The organism is Devosia sp. (genome assembly GCF_041917035.1).
Taxonomy (GTDB): Bacteria; Pseudomonadota; Alphaproteobacteria; order Rhizobiales; family Devosiaceae; genus Devosia_A.
Genome location: NZ_JAYRYM010000007.1, coordinates 22,429 through 44,676 on the forward strand (window position 1 = coordinate 22,429; position 22,248 = coordinate 44,676).

Here is a 22,248-nt window from a genome sequence, read left to right on the forward strand (position 1 = left end):
GCTCAAAGCCCCAGGGCCTCGAGCATCCGCCTGTCGGGAACGGCCGGCCCACCGGGGACAATGACGCTCATCCCCCACGGATTGGCGAACTCCCACACCGCCCAGGGGATGCCGTTGGCCTCGGCCAGCCGGCGCGCCGCCTCGAGGTAGCGCAGCCGATCCGCGTCGAAGGCGCCGCTGCGTCCGTCCTCGGACATGGCGACCACCCCGAACTCGCCCAGGAACAGCCGGTTCTCCGGAATATCGTGGGCCTCCGCCCAGCGCAGCACCTGCGCAAAGCCCTCGGCCATCTGCGCTTCGCCCCAGCCCTCGTCGAAATACTGCGAGATGTAGGGCGCCACTGCCAGCAGCGTACGCGTTTGCTCCAGGTCGCCGATCCCCGCGGCCGTCATGTGGGCACGCAGCGCCTCGATCACGGCGGCAGGCGACCCCGCGCTGGCCGGCCACGGGAGTCCCGAGGCGAAGCCGCCCTCCTCGGGGGAGCGCTGATGGGTGAACAGGTGCGGATCGTACATGTGGAAGCTGTAGTAGATGTTGGGATCATCGAAGCGAGGATCGAGATCGGCGAGCCCGGCCACATCGCCGCCACAGGCGCCGGTGGCGATCAGTGTCAGCTCGGCACTGACGGCCCGGATGGCCGACACCCCCTCGGCCATGATCCGCTGCCACTGCCCGTTTCCGCGACCCTCGCACGGGTAGTGCTGCGGCTCGTTGAACGGCTCGAAGGCCACCCTATCTAGGCCGAGCGGCACGAGCATCCGCGCCACGTCGACGGTCATTGCCCGGTAGCGCGCGATGCTCGGGCTGTCGGCCGGCTGCTCGATGATCGCCATGCCGCCATAGGCCGGCACCTGCGAGACGGGGTGGAGGTTGAGCACCACCTTGAGGCCCCGATCCGTGGCGGCGCGCACGCTGTCGGCCAGCACCGCGAGCGCTTCCTCGCGCCGCACACCCTCGCTCGCCAGCAGCGGGCCGGGATCGACGGTCAGGCGGACGAAATCGAAGCCGAGCGCGCCGATGCTGACGAGCGGATCCACCCCCGCCCAATCGGTGAGCGGACGATAGCGGCTGAGCCATTCATCCCTGCTCTGGTAAGGCGGCCAGCGATAGCTTCCGTCGGCCGCGAGCGGTGACCAGTTGAGCCATTCGTGCACATTGACACCGCGCTGCAGCGCCAACGGGGCGGCCGAGCCCGGCGCCGCAGCGAGCGCAAGCAGAAGGAGCAGGATCAGACGCATGAGGCCTCCAGGAGTTCATGCCAGACGATGGCCGGAAATACCGAACCGACGGTTGCCGCGACCCGCAATCGCGACCTATGGTGTACCAAACCTGATCCACCGCACCGCGCCCAACGCGCGCTTGACACCCTCCCCCACCAAACCTAATAAGGCGCCGCGCCCCCGACGGCGCCAGCGGCCCACCCGGCCGCACCATTCCTCGGGGCGGAGTAGCTCAGTTGGTTAGAGCAGCGGAATCATAATCCGTGTGTCGGGGGTTCAAATCCCTCCTCCGCTACCAAAATTCAGCAGCGTTATCAGTATTTTACGACAAACGTCGCGTTCAGTCGACGGGCGAGTCCTTGTGTAGGGTAACACATGGGTTTCGCGGCCGCGATTTGCGCCAGAAGCTGCTTGGTGCCGACTGAGGTAACGCCGGTCACGATTGGGCTCCGTTTTTCAGCTCCAGATGACCCTTCCGCGCTTGAGCCAGAAGTGAGATCTGCAGCCGTCCCTGAGGAACACCGATGGAGACAGAGACGGTAGTCCTGTCAGGTCCAGCGAAAGCGACCACCTTGGCTTGGCTTCGGGGATCAGCAGGAGCTCGATTGTTCGGCCGCAACCGCACGGGCACTTCATCCCAACGCACCAGTCTTCGCCCTCGTCGCGAGCCAAAACAAGGGCGCCAACCGGAACCACAGGTGGCAGGCTGTCGCCATCCACAACCCGAAGCCGATAAGGCGGCCGCCAGCGCTCGAACAGGCCGCGCATACGCCTTTGCCAACGGACATACTCGGCCCGTATCCACCTGGTCGCGATATCGATAACGATCATCGCTCTGCCCCCAGAGCCGGGAGCCCAAGCAGCGGCTCGCGAGCGCCAGTTGCCAACTCCACTTCGTCACCGCGCTTGAACTTGCCCTCGGCGGTATAGTCCTCCTCGGCCGCGGCGAGGCTGAAGAAGGTCCGCGCATAGCCACTATTGTGTTCGTGGCGGAAGGGATAAAGCCGGGCAAGGAGTTCGTTCACCGCCGCGGCGGATGCTCGCATATTGAGCGAGATCACCGAGGGAGCCTCTTCGGCCATGCCCTTAATGTATCCTTCCTTCACCTTCTCACGATGAACGTCGGGCGCATGGAGCCTAAGATACTCGGCCTCCAGCGCCTCCGGCGTGTAGACGCCGCGGTCCGCCAGGGTTGAGCCGCCCGGATAGACGTAGTCGATGCGCCCGCACACGTCCGCAATAACAGTCCGGGCAGGCGCCTGTCGGGTCGGAACCACAACGCCCATATCGATGACCGGCATCAGGAAGGCCGAGCCCATTAGGTCGGCGACGTATCGCGCCTCCAGCGTATCGACGCAGCACAGGATGAAATCGCAGTCGGCGCCGGCCAGAACCGCCTCGCGATCAAAGATCGACCGCTCTACGGGAACGAACACACCTTGCCCGCGGTGGCTCTCGGCAGCCCGAAGCATGACCTGAACCTTTGGCATTTCGGTCTCTGCGTCGGCGATGGTGGCGTTGAGGATGCGGTTGAGGTTCTTGAATTCGGTGAGGTCGTATTCAACGCCGACGACCCTGCCGAAGCCGAGACGAAGCAGCTGCTCGATCGTCGGGGAGCCAGTCCCCGAGGCGCCGATGACCAGCACGGAAAGCCGATCGTTCTGCGCGGTCATCTCCGAGGTGAAGGCAACCGGCGCCCGCTGGTTTTGGTCTCGATCGACCCAGAAAGTGAGGATATCGTCGCCGGGGATGATGACCAGATCGAAGTCGGTGGCGATGCCGTCGAGGTACGTGCGAGCCCGGATAGCGCCCGACGGCATCATGATGGCCGACCCGTGATCTGCCTCATAGGCCGCATGAAGGGCACGAACGGTGACCGCGTCGCTTTCGTCGTCGACGTGCGAGAAGGCAAACAGGCCCCCGGGGTGCGAATGAACGAGAACGACGGACAATCCCTCACCTTCGCCGCGGTCGATGGCTTCCTCAAGATAGCGCCCTGGCCAGGAGATGTAGTCGGGGGTACGGATGGCACAGTCGCCATGGGGCACCGAGATGAGGCGCTGCGCCAAAAGGCGCTTTCGGGCGCCGGGAGACCGGGAGCAAAGCAGGATGGCGGCGGCTTCGCAGCCGTCGCCAGGGAACAGGTGAGCTTTGAGGCCGGCGTGGATGCCCGCGGGGATCACAAGAGCGGAAGGCTGGGTCACTGATTGACCTCACGGCTCAGGGCACCATCGACGAGCGTCAGGTGGGTGCGGACGTTGTCGATCTTGGGGTTCCAGGGCGAGACCTGGCCGCGGTGACGCGACCAGCGCTGATAGGTGACGCCACCAATGGTGATCAGCGTCTCGGTTGCGCCGATCCGGCTGCCGTTCGCGAGCAGCAGAACGGGCGCGACGTAGAACATGTCGATCTGAGCACCGGGATAGGTATTGGGGATCTCGAGCGCCATGGCGACGGCAGTTGCCGAGAAGCCCGGCGGCAACTGGTAGTTGTCGATGATGAGCCAACGACGGCCCTGGTCCAGCACCGTCCGCCAACGCCACCCCGACTGCATGAGGAAGGCTTCATCGACACCTAGGAGACGGAAGCCGTTGCCGGCTTCCCCGTTGTTGACGTCCTTGGGCGTCAGGCGCAGCTTCTCGATGCCGTGAGTGCGCAGGTCGACGTCAAAGTCGAGACCGACTTCCTGCTTCGGCTGGCCGCTGACCTTGAGGAAGATATGCCACGGCTGGTTGGGGTCGAAGCCCGCCTCGGTCATGGCGTCGCGAACCTTGATGGTCGGCTGGTCGGACTGGATGATCGTGTCCTGAACCTTGATCTTCCAGGTCTCGCGCACGGTGTAGAAGCGCTCGACGCTGACCATCGCGAGGTCGACCAAGTCGCGATTGTCGATGACCTTGTCGGGCTCGTTCTCTACGGCCAGCATCAGCTGGAGGTCGTTCGCGATACCGGCGAGCTTGCGCACGGTCTTGCCGGTGATCTTCTGCGCGGGCCAGTCGTACTGCTCGCCGTCCACCTTGAGGCGGAAGGCGCGGTCAGCGCTGGTCACGACAAAGCGGTCGTTGACGCCATCGATGGGCGCAACTTCCGAGGCGAGAATTGGCACGAGTTCACCGTCGTCCAGGAAACGAAGGACGAACGGATCCTTGTCCGGCAGGACTTCGGCGGCCGCCGCGATCTGGGCGCCGGTCGGCGTCGCATCGGCGATGTGCACGGTATTGAAATTGAGGTCGAGACCCGCGATCTCGATCTTGATGGAGCTGTTGTTGGGGCGATTGCCCGCTGCGTTCTGGCTGGTCATTTTCGGTGCCTTTCGGGCAGTGTTGCTACTGACCAGATGTGCGCGGCCGCAGCGGCCATTCGGACATGCGATTTTTTTCGTTGGGGATGTCCGAGGGGGGGGGGCCTGGAGCGCACATGGCTTCGGGAAGGGGAAAGGAAGTGCACCAATGCTGCAGGAAGCAGCCGAGGAGTCGGACGCGTTAAGCGTCGGCGAATTCATGTCAGTGCTTCGCGGGCTGACGGACGCACAATGGCTACGGCTTCACGAGATCGGCCGCTTTCACAGTAAGGCGTGCGGTTCCCCGGAAGAGGACCTGATCAACGAGGCAATCTTCAGAGTCACGGAGGGCAGGCGCAACTGCCCCCGAAACGTCGACCCCATTGCCTTTCTCTCAGAAACGATGCGCAGCATCTCCCACGGCCTCCGCCAGAAGGCGCGACGCCTGCTGCCCATTGATCACAAGACCACTGACAAGAACGGGAAAAGCGTGCCCTTCAATCCCGCCGATGCGTCACCGACCGCCGAGCACGCACTCGGGACGGCGGAGACGACGAAAGCAATTCGGGCAGCGATCCTGAGCTTGTTCAGCGACGACACGGTGGCCCGCGATTTCGCCGAAGGCGTTATGGAGGGTCTCGATGGTGAAGAGCTGCGAGCATACACCGGAATTAGCGGCACCGCGTTCAGTTCGATGCGCAAGAAGTTCCGGCGTAGAGTAGACGCAGCATACCCGAACGGGTGGATACTATGAGTGGCACCAACAGCGAGAGTGACCCAATCGGCCTATTGGTCGATATGCTAGTAGAAGACATTCTGCAGACCTCGGATGAGGACCTCCTCAAGGAAATCAAGGAACGTGGCGATGACCCCAAGGCCATCGCCGATCGGATGCGTGCACTGTTTGGCAAGGCCGAGCTCGCTCAGGGTCGTCGGCGGTTGATGGCTGCCCGCGAGGCTGTGAACGCGGATGCTCAACGACGTGCAGCACAAAGCACGCGGGACCCTGTCGCCGCCCGCACTCGACTGAACACAATCATGCAGCGCTTCCCAAATGCCACAGCCAAGTTGACAATGGCGGCGCGGAAGGGAAACGGAATGTCCGACGGGGACGTGCTGTCCTTACTTGCTGATCTCGAGGAGCTTGGCATCACGGACGAGGGCAGCGAGTGAACCAGCTGACTCCTGCCGAACGCCTACTGGTCAGTCTAGGGGTGCAAGAACCGGCGGACATTGATCTCGAGGCGATTGCCTGGACGGAGGGAGTGAGGGTCAAGTACGGCCCTCTCGAGAACTGTGAGGCTCGCATCGTCGGAACGCATGATCGGGCGATCGTGACGATCAAGGAAGATGCCTTGCCCGGCCGGCGGCGGTTTTCGCTTGGGCACGAACTTGGCCATTGGCACCATGACCGTGGAAAGTGCCTGGTTTGCGGAAGCGACGAGATCGGCAATCCGCTAGCGAGCACCTCGGAGCGGGCGGCCGATCGCTATGCGGCTGACCTGCTGATGCCTCGCTTCCTGTTCGATCCGGCTGTGCGGGCCGCAGGCAAGGTCAACTTTGCGATGTTCCGCAATTTGGCTAAGGCCTTCAACACTAGCGTTACTGCGGCCGCAATCCGGGTAGTTGAGGGCAAGCGGGTCCCTGCCATGCTCGTCTGTCACGGAGCCGGAGGGCGCAAGTGGTTCGTGCGCTCCCAAATGATCGACGATCGCTGGTTTCCGCAGGAACAGCTCAGCGCCGACAGTCCCGCTTTCGATGTCCAGTTCGGCGGTAAGCCGGAAATCAACTTGCCCATGAAGGTTGGTGCCGATGCCTGGTTCGATCGGCACGATGCGAGCTGGTATGAAGTCCGCGAACAGTCGATCCGACTACCGGGCAATGAGACGCTGACGTTGCTCCTATTTGACGACGATCAAATGCATGCTCGCTAGCGGGTCTGTCTCGAAGCCGACCGCTTTCACCCACCTCTGTCAGTCCGCACATCACGGCCTGTCGACGATGTTGCGCAAGTGGCGGACGTATGGCTCGAACCTTGCTCACTTCGGCCAAATTTTGCCGTTGCCCAACCCACCAGTTGCCGCGACTGCCCCGAAGCTATGTCTGCTTTCAGGCTTTGAGCGACAGCTGCTTATGGGGTGAGGGGTGCACGACAGCTCAATCTCCAGGCTTCAAGCGGCCGCTCCGGGTCAATGCGGACGGTCAAGGCGAGTGCGGCCCCTAGTCGCGAGGACCGGAGGCCGAGAAATCACTTCGCAAACAGTGCGCGGGCTTCTTTCTCACTTGGCGAGCCCTTGACCCACTGCCACGCCGACTTCGGCTTGTGGTCTTCGGCGAGAGCAGGATGCTTCTTCGGGTCAAGCAGAGCTGCCCGCAGCCGTTCGCGGGCCTCACGAGGATCGAGCTTCAGTTCGGTGCAGATCGACTTCAGGGTAACGATCTCGGACATCTCAATCTCCTTTGGTTTGAGATGGAGATCGATAAGAGACCTCAATAGAGCGTGTCAGGGACAATCCCAGTTCCGAACTAGGGTTTCCTAAAAAGCTCGCTGACATCGACTCGCAGAGCATTTGCCAACCTATCGAGTACTTCTAAGCTTGGGTTGCGCTTTCCGCCTTCCACCGCGCTTAAGTAGGTCGAATGGATGCTTGCCTGTGCAGCAAGCTCCTCTTGGGTCAGGCCTCTTTCCCCCCGCAAGGCTCTCACATTCCTCGCGACTCTTGACTTTACGTCCATGGGCCGCATGCCGCCTATAGACCGGCATCGGCTCCATAGAATATGAGTCAAATTCGTCGGCCCTAGCCACCGACATCACGCCCAGCAACAAGCTTCGCCCGAGTTAACCACCCGAGGCGGCGGAGTAGTTCGCCCATGGACTTGACTCATAGTTTAAGTATCGCCCCTACCCTTCTGGCGCCCGCGACCTTCTATTCGGCGACAGCCATCGCGGCAGACCCCAAGCTAGTACCGGATGAGCCAGGGATTTACGGGTGGTGGTTTGACGACGCGACACTCAACGTCCCCGACCAAGACAGCATCGCGGTTGGTTCACGTCGGTTGCTTTACCTAGGGATAGCGCCGAGCGCACCCTCAAGGTCCGGCGCCGCGAGCAAGCGGACGCTGCGGGACCGGCTGAAGAACCACACGCGGGGGCCGATAGCCACCTCGACACTCCGTCGAACTCTAACCTCCTTGCTAGGCGGACAGCTGGGGTTCGGGGTCGTCAGGCTGCCGTCGGGCAAGTTGGCAATGTCGCGTGACGACGAGCAGCGACTGACGGGTTGGATGACAGATCATGCTCGCGTGGCGTGGATGGTGCACCCTCGCCCTTGGGAGATTGAAAGCGCCCTTATCGTCGGGGGTCCCCGTCTGCCGCTCAATATCAGGGAGTCTGCTGATCCGTTCAGGGCCGAACTGCAGGCAATGCGACGGCGCCTTGGATTGCAGTAGAGACAGGTGGATCGAGTCGGACAGCTCACACGCGCGCGCGAGCCTAGTCATTCAAGTCCTAGGTTTCGCTGGCCTCTACGCTGATGATCATCCAACAGATCGGACAGTTAAGTGCTACCGATAGAAGCCCCCGATCCCATCCCACGCCACCGCAAGCAGGGACGCGTCTCGATCATCGCGTATCGCCGTCCTCGTTACGTGGTGCAGTGAGTTTCCATGGCGGTGAATTTCTCGACCCAGCTTGCGCAGTTGCCTGATGAGCCGACTGCGGGCGTCTTGCGGCGTCTGTTCGGAGTCCGGCACCTCCGCCATGCTGCGGAACGTCAACCTGCCGATCCGTGCTGGGGCATGCCGATGAACTGCATCCAGTAGTGCGTGGAGCTCCCCAAGATTGTCGTCCTGCGTCGCTTGCATGTTCTCCTTACCTCTTAGGTGAAGGCCCAGACTAGGAAGGGAAGCAGTCTGAGGCTAGGGACAGTTGGGAGGGCTTGGCGCACAATGAAGCGATCTGGCACGCCCGCAGGGCGCGTGCCTGGGCGCCAGTTACGAGCCGACGTGCGATCGGACCTCTGGGGGTGGTATTGCGACCCAGCGCGGCGAATTTCGCTCCCCACGCGTTACCCGCAAACGCGGGGATGGCGGTCAACGACATTCAAAAGGCCGGGAAATGCTCGACCCAGACGCCTCGGCACGCGGGCCGACACGCTGACAAAACATCCGCGTCTCGTGGTTTTGGGCGCAGTCGTTCTTACTCCTCGCTGAAGAAACGCCAATATCTTGGAAGGCATGGCCGCCGCCGGCGTGCCCGAGGGTTGATTGCGCCCCACAAACCATGTCCCGCGTTAGTTCGGCTTGGACTAAAAAAAAACCGGCCATTGAGACAAGCTTGACCCGCCCGAGGGCGGCGAAGTGATCGACCGCCTCCTTCCCCTAGCGAACCCGGCGGCCGTGTTCTTGCGCCGTGGTGCAGCGGCCGAGGTAGTCACCGAGTTCGATCAGGCCGAACTCCTCGATGACCATGTCGAGCGAGAGCGCGGGATCGAGCCTTGAGATGACAAACAGGTGTTCCTCGCCGCGGGTCTCGACAAGCAGCCGGTCGCCATAGCGCGTCTGGATGGCGAGCAATTTATCTGCCTGACCATCCGTATGGAACCAGCGCTGGTCCAGATCCACTACTGCGCTGGCCAATCTGCCCCAGCGACTGGTGCTCGTCAGCACCTTGCCTGACCTGTCGATGATCTTGCCGGTATAGGACTGGACAGCGGACACCACGACGAAGTCATGCAGACAGGCATATGCCTGCAGTGGAAAACCGCCCTCATAGGCAGAAATCCAAGCGACGATGTCGGACCCTTCGGCCTTCATCCCGGCCCACAAGTCGCGCCAGTTCAGATCAAAGCAGATGGCGAGGCCGATGCGGCCGATATCGGTATCGAACACTCCTACCGCGTTGCCAGGCGTCACACCGCCATCTATCTCGCCCTCGGTTGGATGGCGCTTGGAGTAGATCCCGACTAGGCGGCCGTCCCTATCGAAGAGGACCGATACGTTTTCGATCGCCCCGGCCCGCTTGAGGAAGGCACCCGCGACGAGATTCACCCTGTTGGCGCGGGCCCGCTCCGAAAGCGCTGCAAAGGACGGCCCGTCGATCGGCTCGGCCATGTCAGCGATACGCGCACTTGAGAGGCCAGCGGAAGCAAACGTCTCGGGCAAGCAGACGAGATCTGCCTGCTGAGCACCGGCAGCGTCGACCAGCGCCAGACCGCGAGCGAAGGTTTCAGCCGGGTCCGGCTCGGAGAGGTTGTAGGGCGGCGCAAACGGCTCCAGCGTGGCAAGCGACGTCGTGGCGATGCGTGCGGGCTTTCTCATTCATCGATCCCTTTGGGCCGTTGCATGGCACACTCTCGTCCGGAAGGCATCTGTAGAGGAGCTTCTTCACGCGGAGTGGTCTTGACCGCTGCAGCTAGGGTTGTGGAATACCTCTTCCATTTCTGTCCAGCCAATCTTCTGCGAGCCCCGCGTCCGCATGGCTATCGGCGGTGCATGTGCTGCTGCGGCGAGAGGGCTGGGACGTGGAAAGTCCACGTGTCGCCAGACGCTGCTCCACCGATCGCTTTGCGCGCAGGAACTGGCTCTTGAGGTTCGGTCGATCGCTCGAGCGATCGATCGTGGTCTCCGCGCGATCGAGCAATCCCCTTCATCGATGAGCCGGTCGGGCAACGTCTGGGAGTCCAAGACGTTCTGCGCAGCAGATCGAACGTGGCGATGGAGAGCTTCTACTCCTCGCTCAAGACCGAACGGTCTGCCCGCAAGGTCTACAAGACGAGGAATGATGCCAGAGCCGATGTGTTCGACTACATCGAAGGCTACTGCAACCCGCGGCGACGGCACTGTCTCAGCCCGGTCGAGTTCGAGGAACGAGCTATGCTAGCTACTGCGTGAGACAAAAGCCGGCAGCAGCTCATAGGGAGAGGTTAAGCCGCTGCGAACTCGGAGCGCTGCTGCAGTGCGGACGCGATAGTCGGGCCAGTGGCGGGGAGTGTCGCCAGGCTGGCGTTGCCTTTCCGGACCCGTCCAACGATTGTAGCCCGAAACTGCGCCGCGAAGAGTCCAGCCCAAAAAGTATGTTCGAGCGTTTTCAGACCTTTTTGCAGCGCTGTGTATCGATCGATCTGGAGGTGAACCCGGCGACCGGCACAGTGTTTGCGTTTGCCGCGGTCCGCAACGACGGCACTCCCGCGATCGTCGGCCGGAAGGGCTACACGTCGGCCGCCCTCGATCGGCTCGAGCGGGAACTGGCCGAGACGTCGTTCTTGCTTGGCCACAACATCGTTCGCCACGACCTGCCGCATCTGGTCGCCATGCGGCCGCGCCTGGCGCCGCTCTTCGGATCGCCGATCGACACCCTGTGGCTCAACCCGCTGGCGTTTACGCGCAACCCTTACCACCATCTGGTAAAGCACTATCACGATGGCCGCCTGCAGGCGGGCCACATCAACGATCCGGAACTGGACGCCCGCCTAGTCTTCGAGGTGCTGCGGGATCAGTTGGGAGCGTTGCAGCAGCAGAACATCGACAAGCCCGACGCGATCACGGCCTACCACTATCTCGCCACACGCATGGAGGGTTCGGTCGGATTCGAAGCGGTGTTTCAGCAGGTCCGTGGCGCGAAAGCCCCGGGAGCGACCGAAGCGCGGGAAGCGGTCGCACGGCTGCTGAGGGGAAGGACCTGCAGGTCCGGCCTTGACCGGGTCTTGGACCGGCTTGCGAGCCCGCAGCACGGTTGGCCGATGGCCTATGCGCTCTCCTGGATCCTCGTCGCGGGCGGCGACTCGGTGATGCCGCCCTGGGTAAGGATGCAGTTTCCCGAAGCGGCGCGCATCGTTCGGCGGTTGCGGGATGCCGCTTGCGATCGCCCCGATTGCGATTGGTGCCGGGAACAGAGCGATCCTATCCACGCGCTGTCCCGCTGGTTCGGCTTCGATGGCTTCCGGTCGCAACCGGTCGATGATATGGGCCGCCCGCTGCAGGAACGAATCGTCGATGAAGCGATGCGCGGCGCCAGCATCCTCGGCATCCTGCCAACAGGTACCGGGAAGTCCGTCTGCTACCAGATCCCGGCGCTGTCGAGATTTGACAAGACCGGCGCGCTCACCGTGGTGATCTCGCCGCTCGTCGCGCTGATGGGAGACCAGGTGCAGGGCATGGCGCGTGCCGGCATCGCGTCGGCGGTCACCGTCAACGGCATGCTGTCGATGCCCGAGCGGCAGGACGCGCTCGACAAGGTGCGTATGGGCGACGCGTCAATGCTGCTGATCTCACCGGAGCAGCTTCGCAGCAATTCCGTGCGGTCGGTGCTCAAGCAGCGCGAGATTGGGCTGTGGGTGCTTGACGAAGCCCACTGCGTATCGAAGTGGGGGCACGATTTCCGCCCCGACTATCGCTACATCGCGCGCTTCATCAAGGAGAGCGCCGGCGATGAGCCGACCGCTCCGGTGCTGTGCCTGACCGCCACCGCCAAGCCCGAGGTGGTGCGCGACATCCGCGAGCACTTCCAGTCGCGGCTCGGGGTCGAGTTGCTGCTGCTCGATGGCGGGGCGGTGCGCACCAATCTCACCTTCGAGGTGCGCAAGACCAATAGAGGTACCAAGCTGGCCGACATACTCGATGTGATCGAGTCCAAGCTGCCACGGGATGGCGTATCCGGGGCCATCGTCTATTGTGCCACCCGCAGCGCCACCGAGCGGGTCGCTGCATTCTTGAAGCAGCAGGGACTGTCAGCGGAGCATTTTCATGCGGGATTGTCGCCCGATGAGAAGCGCAGCATCCAGGAGCGCTTCCGCATCGGCGAACTCCGGATCATTGCAGCCACGAATGCCTTCGGCATGGGGATCGACAAGCCGGATATCCGGCTGGTGGTGCACGGCGATATTCCCGGGTCGCTCGAGAACTACCTGCAGGAGGCGGGCCGTGCCGGCCGCGACCGCGAGCACGCAGACTGCGTGCTGCTCTATTCGCCTGAGGACGTGGAGCGCCAGTTCTCGCTGTCGGCTCGTTCGCGCCTCGCCCGCCACGAGATCGGCGCCATTCTCAAGGCCCTGCGGCGAGTGGACGAGCGTACCCGCAAGACCGGCACGGTTATTGCGACGTCCGGCGAGATCGTGCGCGCCGAGCTGGAGCGCGAATTCGAACGCGAAAGCGCTACCGACGACACGCGGGTAAAGACCGCCGTCTCCTGGCTGGAGGAAGCAGCGCTCCTGTCGCGCGAGGAGAACCGGGTACAGGTGTTCCCCTCGTCGCTCCTGGTGCGCCGCATGGACGAGGCTGAGGCAATCATTGCCAACGCGGCCGGGATCACCGAGGAGCGACGGAAGCAGTTGCGGAGCATTGTCAGGCGCCTGATGAATGCACCGATTGACCAAGGCATCAGTACGGATGAGCTGACTGGTGTCAGCGGCCTCGGGGCAGCAGCCCTCAACAAGGCGCTCGCCGACCTCGAAACGCTGCGTATCGCCCGTAACGACCTGGCGGTGACGGCGTTCGTCCATGTCGGGGTCGAGGGTCAGTCTCGCCAGAGGTTCGAACTCGCGGCCCGGCTCGAGACCGACCTGATCGACCTGCTGCGCGAGGCGGCGCCGGACGCCGAGGACGATGGTGGTATTCCCCTCAACCTGCAGGTCGCCTGCCAGACCCTACGCGATGTCGGCCATGCCGGGGTTCGCCCGGACATCGTCGAACAGCTACTACGCGGCATGGCTCGCGACGGACGCGACCAGGATGGCGGGCGCGGAAACCTGCGTCTTCGCAAGGCTTCGAAGAACACGCTCTTCGTAACACTGCAGCGCCCATGGCAGACGCTGGACCAGACGGCGGTGCTGCGCCGGCAGGCCGCCGAACTCTTGCTGGGCGACCTTCTCGGGAAGGTGCCCAAGGGCATTCGAGGCAAGGACATCCAGGTAGAAACGACAGTCGGTGACATGCTCGGCGTGCTGAACTCCGACGCATTGCTGCGCGGCAGCGGTGTCAAGGACATGACCAAGTTGCTGGAGCGAGCTCTGCTCTGGCTGCACGAGCAGCATGTGGTGAGTCTGGGCAAGGGCCTAACCGTATTCCGGCCGGCCATGACCGTGCACCTCAACCCCGCCGGTGGGCAGTTCACGCAGAAGGACTTCGACCCGCTCGAGGAGCACTACGGCGAACAGAAGGTGCAGACCCACGTGATGGCGGCCTATGCCGAACGCGGGCTGCTGGCGCTGAGTGAGGCCGTGCGTCTCTCCGAGGATTACTTCGTGCTGGAGCGCGATGCCTTCCTGCGGCGCTGGATGCCCGGCAAGGGCATGGAGATCCGCCGGCAGACAACGGGTGCCTCGTGGAAGGCCATCGTCGAGGCGCTGGACAATCCGGTGCAGCAGAAGATCGTTTCCGACGATCGCGAGCAGACCAGCGTACTGGTGCTCGCCGGCCCCGGTTCGGGCAAGACCCGCGTCCTCGTGCACCGGATCGCCTATCTGATCCGCGTCCGGCGCGAAGATCCGCGCGACATCCTGGTCCTCACCTACAACCGGCATGCCGCAGCGGAAATCCGCGCTCGCCTTCGGCACCTCGTCGGGGACGACGCCAATGCGGTGACCGTCTCAACCTGTCACGCACTGGCAATGAGATTGGTCGGGGCGAGTTTTGCCGGTTCCGCAAGCGAGGGGCACGACTTCGACGGCATCGTGATGGAGGCCGTACGCCTGTTGAACGGCGAGGGTCTGAGCAAGGCCGAGGCCGAGGCGCAGCGCGAGACGCTGATCCAGGGCTATCGCAGGATCCTCGTGGATGAGTACCAGGACATCGGGCCGGAGGAGTATACGCTGATCTCAGCGGTGGCCGGGCGCTCGCTGGAGGATCCGGAGCTTCGCCTCAGCCTGTTTGCCGTGGGTGACGACGACCAGAACATCTACGCGTTTGCCGGCGCGTCGATGCAGTTCATCCGCCGGTTCGAGACCGACTATCGGGCGCGGCCGGAGTTCCTGATCGAGAACTACCGCTCGACTGGGCACATCATTGCAGCATCCAATGCGGTTATTGCGCCGGCCGCGGCGCGCATGAAGGCCGAGCACGACATCGCTATCGACCGCAAACGCAGCAAGTCGCCGGCGGGTGGCGAGCTGACGACGCTCGACCCAGTGTCGCAGGGACGGGTGACCGTTCTGGACTGCCCCGCCCACGACGTGCTGCAGGCAAGGGCGGCGGTAGACGAACTGGTCAGGCTGTCGCGGCTCGATCCAGAGTGGACCTGGTCGCGCGCCGCAATCATTGCCCGCGATTGGCGACGGCTGGCCCCAGTGCGAGCCTATGCCGAGACGATCGGTGTTCCGGTGGAACTGGCAAACGAGAGCCTCCCCAGCATCTGGCGCCTTCGCGAGATGCAACAATTCATCGACAGCATACGCAATGAGCCGGCGCGACTGCTCACGATCCACGACCTGGTGAAGTTCAAGAACGCGATCCCCTCGAACCGCTGGACGGACCTCATCGCCGAAGGCATCGCTGCGCTGGCGCACGAGCTCAACACCAAGGCCATGCCGGTGCCGGACGTCGTCGAATGGTTCGGCGAGTGGGCCAGGGACACCCGCAGCGAGCAGCGGGCGCTGTTGCTTCTGACCGCGCACCGGGCCAAGGGTCTTGAGTTCGATGACGTCGTCATCCTCAATGGCGGATGGGACCGGCCGTCCGAGGGCGAGGACCCCGATGCGCCCCGCCGCTTATTCTATGTCGCCATGACGCGCGCGCGGCGGAGTCTCGCCATCATCGCCAACGCTCGACATCCGTTCGTCCCGGCCGGTGGCCAGCATGTGCTGCGTCGTCCGGTACCGTCCGTCACCGCAGACACACTGTCGACTGCGCTGTACCAGGTGCCGGACCTCAAGACGGTCGATCTGTCCTGGGCGGGTCGTCTCGGCGCGGGGCACGCGTCGCTGGCTGCGATCGCTGCGGCGAAGGTCGGCGATCCGGTCCGGATCGGGCGGGAGGGACCGAGCTGGATTGTGCACGATGAGGACGGGCGGCCGCTCGGGCGCATGGCCAAGAGCTGGTCCCCTCCGGAACGGCTCGAGTTCCTCCGCGGCGAGGTCGGCGCCATCGTCCGCTGGCGCAAGTCGGACAACAAGGAGGAGTACCAGACCAGCATCCGACGGGACGAATGGGAGGTGGTGGTTCCAGAGCTGGTGTTCGGGCCACTCTGAGCCCTGCTGCGGATCGACATGCAGCGCAGCCCTACGGACTGCTCCCAGGCTGAAGCCGCGAAACCGGAGCTCCGGCTACAGCGCCGGCCCGGGGCATCACGGTCCCACCACCTCCAACCTGGTGACCAGCCTGGCAAGCTCGCTCTGCCTGCCGATGTCGAGCTTGTCGTAGACCTGCTTCAGCGTGCTGCGAACGGTGCCCTCGCTGTTGCCAGCAGCCTTCGCCGCCTCGCGCGGCGACAGGCCCGAGCCGACCAAAGCGGCGATGCGCGCTTCGGCAAGCGTCAGGCCCAGGAGCTGCAGTGAGCGGAGCGGGTTTGCCTTCCTGCCGCGCGCGGGGTCGATAATGAGCAGCAAAGCCGCAGCCTCTACCGCCACGCCAACATGCATGGCGCTCAGTCGGAACGCCTGGACGATCAACGGCTTTCGCCCGGAAGGCCGCCGCAGAGCCATGGGCGCAGTTACGGTCCGCGTAGCGCCTTCAGCGAGCACGCCGTCGACTGCAGCAGCCAGAGCGCTGCGGAGCGCGGTTTCCGCCGGCCAAAGGACACCGCCCGCCAAGGCGAGGCCATCGCCCATCAGTGCCTGCGCTACGGCATTGATGAAGAGCGGTCTGAGGTCCTGGCGGACCACCACGACCCCCAGCCCGAACTCGGTAAGGAGCGCGAGATAGACTTCGTCGCGTCCAGCGTGGGTGCCCTCTCGTTCGATAGAGTCAGCCGCCGCCATGGTCCCACCCGTTTCGTGCTCGGCCTTCTCGCCGCGCCATGGCACTTGGAGTAGCATTCGGAACTGCCGGACACGTGTGACCGACGTCACACCCAAGCGGGGGGAGCATTGAAGGATACAGCTCGGATCGACGCCGCCCTTCGGGCGTCCTTCATCTTTCCCCTCCTCGGGCCGGTGGAACGGCTCGCATTCATCGAGGCGGGCAGGTCCCGGCGCTATGAGAGCGGTCAGCCGATCTTCTCAATGGGCGAGCCGGGCACCTCGATGATGCTGCTCGAGAGTGGCGAGGTGCGCATCTCCTACCCCTCGGCCGACGGCAAGGTCGTCATTCTGTCCGAGTTGCAGCCGGGCGCAGTGTTTGGCGAGATCGCCATGCTTGATGGTGGTGCGCGCTCTGCTGACGCGACCGCCGCCACGAACTGTACCGTGATGGCCTTCGAGCGCGAGCACCTGATGGAGATGCTCAGGTCGAACTGGTCGTTGGCCGAGGGGGTGCTGAAGCTGGTTTGCGCTCGCCTGCGTCGCTCCGACGAGCGCATGGCGGACCTTGCGTTCTTCGACCTCCCGGCGCGACTTGCCAAGATTGTCCTTGCCCGCGCCAAGGCCGCACCTGCGGGGGGACCGTTGAGGCTGAGCGACGCCCAGTCCACACTGGCCAGTCTGGCCGGTGCGAGCCGGGAGACGGTCAATCGCTGCCTGCGTCGCTGGGAGAAGGACGGTCTGGTGTTGATCGAAGAGCGACGTATCGTGCTGCTGAAGCCGGATGCGCTCAGGGCACTCTAGCCTTCCGGCATCCCCGCCAAGCGCAGGCCCGTCTCGGTTGCCTCGGTGCGCCTCGGGTCCCGGTTCGGCTGCCCGTCGTGGATGGGCTTGAGCGTGACCGAGGGCTCGAGCGCTAGATAGTTGGCCAGTAGCCGCCGCGCCTCGTCCATCCCCGGCTAGCGCTTCATGGCCTTCGCGAGAAACGGGTCGAGGGCGAGTACACTTCTATGCGTCCGGCCGGCGGCCAAAGGAGGCGAAAACGGCGGCGCGGCCAGAACGGCAAACTCCTGACTGACAAAGGCCGTCGCATCTACCGAACGTCCGCGGACATGCAGCAACCCGCTACACCGGAGATCTCGTCCCTGCGAACCGCACGTAGACCGTTGTTCTGATCGCCTGGCCGGCAGACAAGGTCGCCACCCTGCTATCGCCGTCGATGGACCCACGCAGTGAGAACCACCCGATCGTCCGAACCGAAGCTTGAAGAAGAGAACGGGAGGCGGCGGCGCCCCAAGCCAAACACTGTCATCCGCATCCTCCCTTCGGCACCGACCAGAGCCTAGCATTCCCCTCTTCTTGCACTTTAGGCAAAGGAGCGGCGCATTGTGACGCACACAACAGGCGGAATACCGGCCTCCTTGATGGAATTGGTGGTGGCGACGGCCGACAAGATACGTAATAGTTGCGACGGCAAAGTCCTTTCCGCCCTCCGAACTCCAATCGACAGCCCCGGAAATGAGCGAGGAAGAAGATCTATCCGCACACAGCCCGGCATCGGGCAGTACACAGGCCGGTGCGTTTCGCAACTGGCTGAACCATGCCGGGCTTGCCAGGTATCGGGAGATCCTCGAGGCGAACGACGTCAGCCTGAAGAACGCCAGTCTCTTGACTGAAAGCGACCTTGTCGCGCTTGGACTGACCGTTGGGGCGCGAAGGAGTTTCCTCGCCGCCGCCGCAGAACTCGGGGCCATGCAGCACGACGCCCTGCTGCTGGATCAGGAGCGGCGCCAACTCACTGTACTATTTGCCGATCTGGTGGACTGGACGAAACGCTCACAAGAACTGGATTCGGAGATACTGCGGGCCCAGCTTGAACGCTTTCGCCGCTTTGTCCGTCAGGTCACGGAGCAATATGGCGGGCATGTCGCTCAGACACTGGGCGATGGCGTGCTCTGCTATTTCGGCTGGCCGCGTGCGCAGGAAAATGGCGCGGTGAGTGCCGTCCACGTCGCTCTGGCGTTGAGGGCCGGCGTCGGGACGCTTCCCGTGGATCCGCCTATGCAACTGCGCGCGGGGATCGCAACTGGCACGGTCACCGTAGGCGGAGGCAAGGTCGAAGAACAGGGCCTGGCGGTGGGCGAGGCCCCCAACCTGGCAGCGCGGCTGCTGACGCTGGCTGAGCCGGGGCAAGTCGTTATCGGGCCGACGACCCGCGGACTCGTGGGCGGAACGTTCCTGCTCACTGACCTCGGACCACGTCCACTCAAGGGGGTCGCGCACCCCATTGCCGCCTTTCGTGTGGATGGCGTTGCGAATGTCACGGGGCGTTTTGCTGCTAGGGCCGCGAGTACCGGCGTTTCGGTCTTGTTGGGAAGAGGCGCCGAACTGCAGTCCCTCCTGGACTACTGTGAAAAGGCGACGTCGGGCGAGGGGCAGGTCGTCCTCATGTCGGGCGAGGCTGGCATCGGCAAGAGCCGGCTGCTTCACGCCTTCGAGGATCGTATCAAGGTTAGCCGGCCGCTGCCGCGCTTCGAGGCTTCACCCCTTCACCGCACTTCAGCTCTCTATCCCGTGATCGAACACCTCACGGCCGCGAGCGGCATTCGGCAGGATGACGACGAGCTGAGTCGTCTCGAGAAGCTCCGAGCCATTTTGGCGGGGGTCGGCCAGACCGATGCGACGGCGCTTCAGGTGATCGCCGGGATGCTCTCCATTGCAACGGGCGAAGAGCTGAACGTGTCAGCCGAGCGCCACAAGGATATCCTCCTGGAAAGCCTGGTCAGCTATCTCTGTGCTGCTTCCCGGCGGTCGGGCTCGATCCTGATCTTCGAGGACCTTCACTGGATCGACCCTACCACGGAGGAACTGCTGGGGCTGCTCGCGGCGCGGTGCCGAAAGGAATCGATTCTGCTGCTTGCGACATCGCGGCCGGAATACCGTCCGAAATGGCAGGGGGCAGATGGTGACTTGCTCATCATCGAGCGACTTGATGCTTCGCACACCGCGCAACTCGTCCAGCACATTGCCGGACCTGGATGGCTTGACGCGGACCTGCAGACCGAAATCGTTCGACGTGCAGACGGGGTACCCCTCTTTGCCGAAGAAATTACCCGAGCCGTTTTGCTCGGGCGCGAGCGCAACCTTGGTGCCATACCGGCGACGCTTCAGGACAGCCTGCTGGCGCGCCTTGAACCGATCGCCCACGCCAGGGCGACTTTGCAGCTGGGCGCCTGCATCGGCGCCACGTTTGACGCCGAGCTGCTTGACGCCATATCGGATGCCGTTGACCCGACCTATGACTTGATTGACGCCCTCGATGCCCGGATCCTCGTGCACACGAGGGGCTCGGCAGAGTCGACCTATCGCTTCCACCATAGCCTGCTGCGCGACGCCGCGTATGAGTCCCTGCCGACCGCAAGACGAGCCATTGTGCATGGCAAGATCGCCGACGCGATCGAACGAAGCTTTCCCGAGCGCGCCGCCAGCAGCCCTGAACTCCTGGCCCATCACCATTCGCTGGCCGGTGTGGTCGACAAAGCCGTGGATTGCTGGCTAAGGGCCGGGAAGCGCAGCGCCGCACGCTTCGAAAACGAGGAAGCCATAGCGCATTTTCGTCACGGCCTGGAGCTCATTCCGCGCTTACCCCCGGGAATGCAACGCGATACGGTTGAGCTGCAGCTGCAGCATGGACTGGGGACAGCCCTGGGGAGCCAGCAAGGCTACACACCGCCTGAAGTCGGTGCCGCCTTCGGGCGGGCGCTGGAGTTGTCGGCGACAGTAGGTGAGTTTCCCGAGCGACACGCGACAATCAGCGGGCTCTGGCTCTACTATCTGATGCGCGCGGAATACGACAAGAGCAGCCCACTCGCCGAGGAGATGTCGTTGCACACTCCCGACCGAGAGGCGCTCCTTGCCGCTTCTATGACTTTGTCGATCGATGACTTCTTCGTAGGCAAGTTGCAGCCCGCGCTGGCGAAGGCAGAGACGAGCTGGTCGCTCTACCAGGAGTTGCGCGAACCGGCTCTACACCACCGCTACGGAATGAACGCCGGCGTGTTCTCCAAGGACTTCGACGGGTTCATCTCGCAGATCCTGGGGTATCCCGATCGTGCCGTCACCTCTCAAGACACGGCAATCGCGGCCGCATTGCGGGCGAAGGACCCCGTAACCATTGCCACCGTTCTGGCCCACTCCGCGCTCGTCGCCAGTCTTCGCAGCGACTGGGCGGCGACGCTATCGTTCGCGAAGCAGGGCATCGACTACAGCAAGGAAAACAGGATCTTCATCCGGCAAGTCGAAGCCGAGGTATTCTATGGCGTGGCGATAGCCCATGTCGGAGACCTTCGGACCGGCTGCGACATCATGCAGAAGGCAATGGCAGACTGGGCAAGCATCGGCGCCCGAATCTCCAACTGCCTGCACTACACGCTCCTGGCGCAGTTGCTCGCGCGCCTGGACCGACGGGACGACGCATGGGCCGCGATCGAAACCGGCATCGAATCTGCAGAGAGCAGCGGTGAATTGCTGTTTCTGCCTGAGGCAATTCGCGTCAAGGGCGACCTGCACCGTCTTGTCTACGGAGACGACCCGAGCGCAGAGCTCGAATACCAGAGGGCCATTCGGCAGGCCCGTGCGATGGAAGCGAAATGGTGGGAATTGCGCGCGGCAGTGGCACACGCTGACTTGCTGCGGTCTCAGGGCAGGAATGCTGCCGCGTTGCATGTGGTGGCCCCCGTCTATGACTGGTTCACAGAGGGCCATTCGTTGCCCGAGCTCGTCCATGCGAAGAACCTCATCGCACAACTGCGTCCGGCCGTGGTCAACGCGAAGCACGTCACTTGACATCGCCTTGAGCTGGCAAACGAGAGCCTCCCCAGCATCTGGCGTCTTCGCGAGATGCAGCAGTTCATCGACAGAATACGCAATGGGCCGGCGCGATTGCTCACGATCCCGATGCAGCCCAATGACCGGTGGTCGCTGGACTTCGTCTCCGATGAGCTCACCGACGGTCGCCGCTTCCGGGTGCTCACGGTGGTCGATGACTGCACCCGCGAGTGCCTGGCCTTGGTTGCAGATACGTCGCTGTCGGGCCTGAGGGTGGCGCGGGAGCTCGAGGCACTGATCGCCAACCGAGGTCGGCCCAGAATGATCGTCAGTGACAACGGCACCGAGTTCACCTCGAACGCCATCCTTGGCTTCGCCGACCGGCAGCGCATCGACTGGCACTAAGTCGCTACGCAACGTCACCCCGACCTACATTGGTCACTCGACAATGTCTGCACCCGTATGGACGACTGACTGAGGCTGTGGGTAACAACAGGGTGCAAATTCGCTCGCGCTAGGATGCAACGCATTGGAACCGTACGCTTCACTCGAGGCGCAAAAATTGCGAGCACTTGCCACCACTTAGCGCTGCGGAATGACGCCAATTGCGTCGACATGGGACGGATCCCAAGCTAAATCATAATCCGTGTGTCGGGGGTTCAAATCCCTCCTCCGCTACCAAGCTTCCTCAACATATTCAGAATATTACGGCCGACCGACCGTCGCGATGGTGGTGAGCTTTGCCTTGCCTTAGGGCGAGCGAGATCCCGGCTTAGCACGCCATGCTCGCGGTCTATCGAGTTGCGGGGGGTGGTCTGCCGAATACCTCGAGTCTGGTGACGATCCGGGCCAGTTCGCTCTGCTTTCCGATGCCCAGCTTTTCGTAGATGACCTGCAGCGTCGATCGCGCCGTGTTCGTGGTGATGCCCAGCCTGGTCGCGGCCTGCTTCGGCGACAGCCCGTTCCCGACCTCCGATGCCAGGCGCGCTTCCGCGGGGGTGAGGCCCAGCAGTTCCAGCGTGGCCGATGGGTC

16 protein-coding genes, 1 tRNA gene and 2 pseudogenes are annotated in these 22,248 nt (G+C 63.5%); 10 read left to right on the forward strand and 9 right to left on the reverse strand.

The features are described 5' to 3' along the window. Positions 1–2 precede the first annotated feature (2 nt). On the reverse strand, positions 3–1,238 hold the full coding sequence (locus ACE3TU_RS01915; protein WP_374619508.1) for a glycoside hydrolase family 5 protein: 1,236 nt from the start codon (positions 1,236–1,238) through the stop codon (positions 3–5). Positions 1,239–1,441: 203 nt separating this feature from the next. Between ACE3TU_RS01915 and ACE3TU_RS01920 the strand changes: the two genes are divergently transcribed. After that, a tRNA-Met gene (locus ACE3TU_RS01920) sits at positions 1,442–1,518 on the forward strand. A 158-nt stretch (positions 1,519–1,676) separates the two neighbouring features. Here ACE3TU_RS01920 and ACE3TU_RS01925 read toward each other — a convergent pair. The 3 genes from ACE3TU_RS01925 to ACE3TU_RS01935 are packed head-to-tail and all read right to left on the reverse strand — an operon-like array spanning position 1,677 to position 4,521. Beyond that, entirely contained in the window at positions 1,677–2,051 is a 375-nt protein-coding gene (locus ACE3TU_RS01925; RefSeq protein WP_374619511.1) for a DUF6527 family protein, read from the reverse strand. Next, positions 2,048–3,424 carry a ThiF family adenylyltransferase gene (locus ACE3TU_RS01930; protein ID WP_374619514.1) on the reverse strand — a complete coding sequence of 459 codons (1,377 nt, stop codon included), beginning with the start codon at positions 3,422–3,424 and terminating at the stop codon, positions 2,048–2,050. The genes ACE3TU_RS01925 and ACE3TU_RS01930 overlap by 4 nt, the downstream gene beginning before the upstream one ends. Continuing rightward, positions 3,421–4,521, reverse strand: coding sequence for a multiubiquitin domain-containing protein (locus ACE3TU_RS01935; RefSeq protein WP_374619517.1), 1,101 nt, complete (start codon positions 4,519–4,521; stop codon positions 3,421–3,423). The genes ACE3TU_RS01930 and ACE3TU_RS01935 overlap by 4 nt, the downstream gene beginning before the upstream one ends. A 148-nt stretch (positions 4,522–4,669) precedes the next feature. Between ACE3TU_RS01935 and ACE3TU_RS01940 the strand changes: the two genes are divergently transcribed. The 3 genes from ACE3TU_RS01940 to ACE3TU_RS01950 are packed head-to-tail and all read left to right on the forward strand — an operon-like array spanning position 4,670 to position 6,434. Next, positions 4,670–5,254, forward strand: a complete 585-nt coding sequence (locus ACE3TU_RS01940; protein WP_374619520.1) for an RNA polymerase subunit sigma-24 — start codon at positions 4,670–4,672, stop codon at positions 5,252–5,254. Continuing rightward, positions 5,251–5,673: a hypothetical protein gene (locus ACE3TU_RS01945; protein WP_374619522.1), complete on the forward strand. Its 423-nt coding sequence runs from the start codon at positions 5,251–5,253 to the stop codon at positions 5,671–5,673. Before ACE3TU_RS01940 ends, ACE3TU_RS01945 begins: the two co-directional genes overlap by 4 nt. After that, on the forward strand, positions 5,670–6,434 hold the full coding sequence (locus tag ACE3TU_RS01950; protein WP_374619525.1) for an ImmA/IrrE family metallo-endopeptidase: 765 nt from the start codon (positions 5,670–5,672) through the stop codon (positions 6,432–6,434). Before ACE3TU_RS01945 ends, ACE3TU_RS01950 begins: the two co-directional genes overlap by 4 nt. Before the next feature lie 314 nt (positions 6,435–6,748). On the opposite strand, the gene ACE3TU_RS01955 is transcribed toward ACE3TU_RS01950, so the two are convergent. Together ACE3TU_RS01955 and ACE3TU_RS01960 are read right to left on the reverse strand one after the other, a co-directional pair. Further along, a complete protein-coding gene (locus ACE3TU_RS01955; protein ID WP_374619528.1) occupies positions 6,749–6,949 on the reverse strand; it encodes a hypothetical protein in 201 nt (66 codons plus the stop codon). Positions 6,950–7,026: 77 nt separating this feature from the next. After that, positions 7,027–7,245, reverse strand: coding sequence for a helix-turn-helix domain-containing protein (locus tag ACE3TU_RS01960; protein WP_374619531.1), 219 nt, complete (start codon positions 7,243–7,245; stop codon positions 7,027–7,029). Positions 7,246–7,371: 126 nt separating this feature from the next. Between ACE3TU_RS01960 and ACE3TU_RS01965 the strand changes: the two genes are divergently transcribed. Beyond that, positions 7,372–7,950: a GIY-YIG nuclease family protein gene (locus ACE3TU_RS01965; protein ID WP_374619534.1), complete on the forward strand. Its 579-nt coding sequence runs from the start codon at positions 7,372–7,374 to the stop codon at positions 7,948–7,950. Between the two features lie 930 nt (positions 7,951–8,880). Here ACE3TU_RS01965 and ACE3TU_RS01970 read toward each other — a convergent pair. Next, positions 8,881–9,819 carry a carbon-nitrogen hydrolase family protein gene (locus ACE3TU_RS01970; protein ID WP_374619537.1) on the reverse strand — a complete coding sequence of 313 codons (939 nt, stop codon included), beginning with the start codon at positions 9,817–9,819 and terminating at the stop codon, positions 8,881–8,883. A gap of 331 nt (positions 9,820–10,150) precedes the next feature. On the opposite strand from ACE3TU_RS01970, the pseudogene ACE3TU_RS01975 reads away from it, so the two are divergent. Together ACE3TU_RS01975 and ACE3TU_RS01980 are read left to right on the forward strand one after the other, a co-directional pair. Next, positions 10,151–10,392 (forward strand): annotated as a pseudogene (locus tag ACE3TU_RS01975) (IS3 family transposase); the annotation flags it as partial. Between the two features lie 182 nt (positions 10,393–10,574). Continuing rightward, entirely contained in the window at positions 10,575–15,680 is a 5,106-nt protein-coding gene (locus ACE3TU_RS01980) for a RecQ family ATP-dependent DNA helicase (RefSeq protein ID WP_374619540.1), read from the forward strand. A gap of 96 nt (positions 15,681–15,776) precedes the next feature. Here ACE3TU_RS01980 and ACE3TU_RS01985 read toward each other — a convergent pair whose 3' ends face one another. After that, positions 15,777–16,409 (reverse strand): helix-turn-helix transcriptional regulator, encoded by a 633-nt coding sequence (locus tag ACE3TU_RS01985; protein WP_374619543.1) that lies wholly within the window; start codon positions 16,407–16,409, stop codon positions 15,777–15,779. Positions 16,410–16,517: 108 nt separating this feature from the next. On the opposite strand from ACE3TU_RS01985, the gene ACE3TU_RS01990 reads away from it, so the two are divergent. From ACE3TU_RS01990 to ACE3TU_RS02000, 3 genes and pseudogenes are all read left to right on the forward strand, one after another. Then, entirely contained in the window at positions 16,518–17,192 is a 675-nt protein-coding gene (locus ACE3TU_RS01990; protein WP_374619546.1) for a Crp/Fnr family transcriptional regulator, read from the forward strand. Between the two features lie 714 nt (positions 17,193–17,906). Continuing rightward, positions 17,907–21,233, forward strand: coding sequence for an AAA family ATPase (locus ACE3TU_RS01995; protein ID WP_374619549.1), 3,327 nt, complete (start codon positions 17,907–17,909; stop codon positions 21,231–21,233). A gap of 99 nt (positions 21,234–21,332) precedes the next feature. Beyond that, a pseudogene (locus tag ACE3TU_RS02000) lies at positions 21,333–21,617 on the forward strand (DDE-type integrase/transposase/recombinase); the annotation flags it as partial. 391 nt (positions 21,618–22,008) lie between these two features. On the opposite strand, the gene ACE3TU_RS02005 reads toward ACE3TU_RS02000, so the two are convergent. Next, the coding region (locus tag ACE3TU_RS02005) for a helix-turn-helix transcriptional regulator (RefSeq protein ID WP_374619551.1) at positions 22,009–22,248 on the reverse strand (240 nt) is incomplete at its 5' end.

Excerpts from the sequence above, each read along its gene's own strand:
- ACE3TU_RS01960 (WP_374619531.1), bottom strand. The coding sequence starts at position 7,245 with ATGCGGCCCATGGACGTAAAGTCAAGAGTCGCGAGGAATGTGAGAGCC.
- ACE3TU_RS01935 (WP_374619517.1), bottom strand. The coding sequence starts at position 4,521 with ATGACCAGCCAGAACGCAGCGGGCAATCGCCCCAACAACAGCTCCATC.
- ACE3TU_RS01945 (WP_374619522.1), top strand. The coding sequence starts at position 5,251 with ATGAGTGGCACCAACAGCGAGAGTGACCCAATCGGCCTATTGGTCGAT.
- ACE3TU_RS01995 (WP_374619549.1), top strand. The coding sequence starts at position 17,907 with ATGAGCGAGGAAGAAGATCTATCCGCACACAGCCCGGCATCGGGCAGT.
- ACE3TU_RS01955 (WP_374619528.1), bottom strand. The coding sequence starts at position 6,949 with ATGTCCGAGATCGTTACCCTGAAGTCGATCTGCACCGAACTGAAGCTC.
- ACE3TU_RS01970 (WP_374619537.1), bottom strand. The coding sequence starts at position 9,819 with ATGAGAAAGCCCGCACGCATCGCCACGACGTCGCTTGCCACGCTGGAG.
- ACE3TU_RS01980 (WP_374619540.1), top strand. The coding sequence starts at position 10,575 with ATGTTCGAGCGTTTTCAGACCTTTTTGCAGCGCTGTGTATCGATCGAT.
- ACE3TU_RS01985 (WP_374619543.1), bottom strand. The coding sequence starts at position 16,409 with ATGGCGGCGGCTGACTCTATCGAACGAGAGGGCACCCACGCTGGACGC.
- ACE3TU_RS01925 (WP_374619511.1), bottom strand. The coding sequence starts at position 2,051 with ATGATCGTTATCGATATCGCGACCAGGTGGATACGGGCCGAGTATGTC.
- ACE3TU_RS01915 (WP_374619508.1), bottom strand. The coding sequence starts at position 1,238 with ATGCGTCTGATCCTGCTCCTTCTGCTTGCGCTCGCTGCGGCGCCGGGC.
- ACE3TU_RS01940 (WP_374619520.1), top strand. The coding sequence starts at position 4,670 with ATGCTGCAGGAAGCAGCCGAGGAGTCGGACGCGTTAAGCGTCGGCGAA.
- ACE3TU_RS01965 (WP_374619534.1), top strand. The coding sequence starts at position 7,372 with ATGGACTTGACTCATAGTTTAAGTATCGCCCCTACCCTTCTGGCGCCC.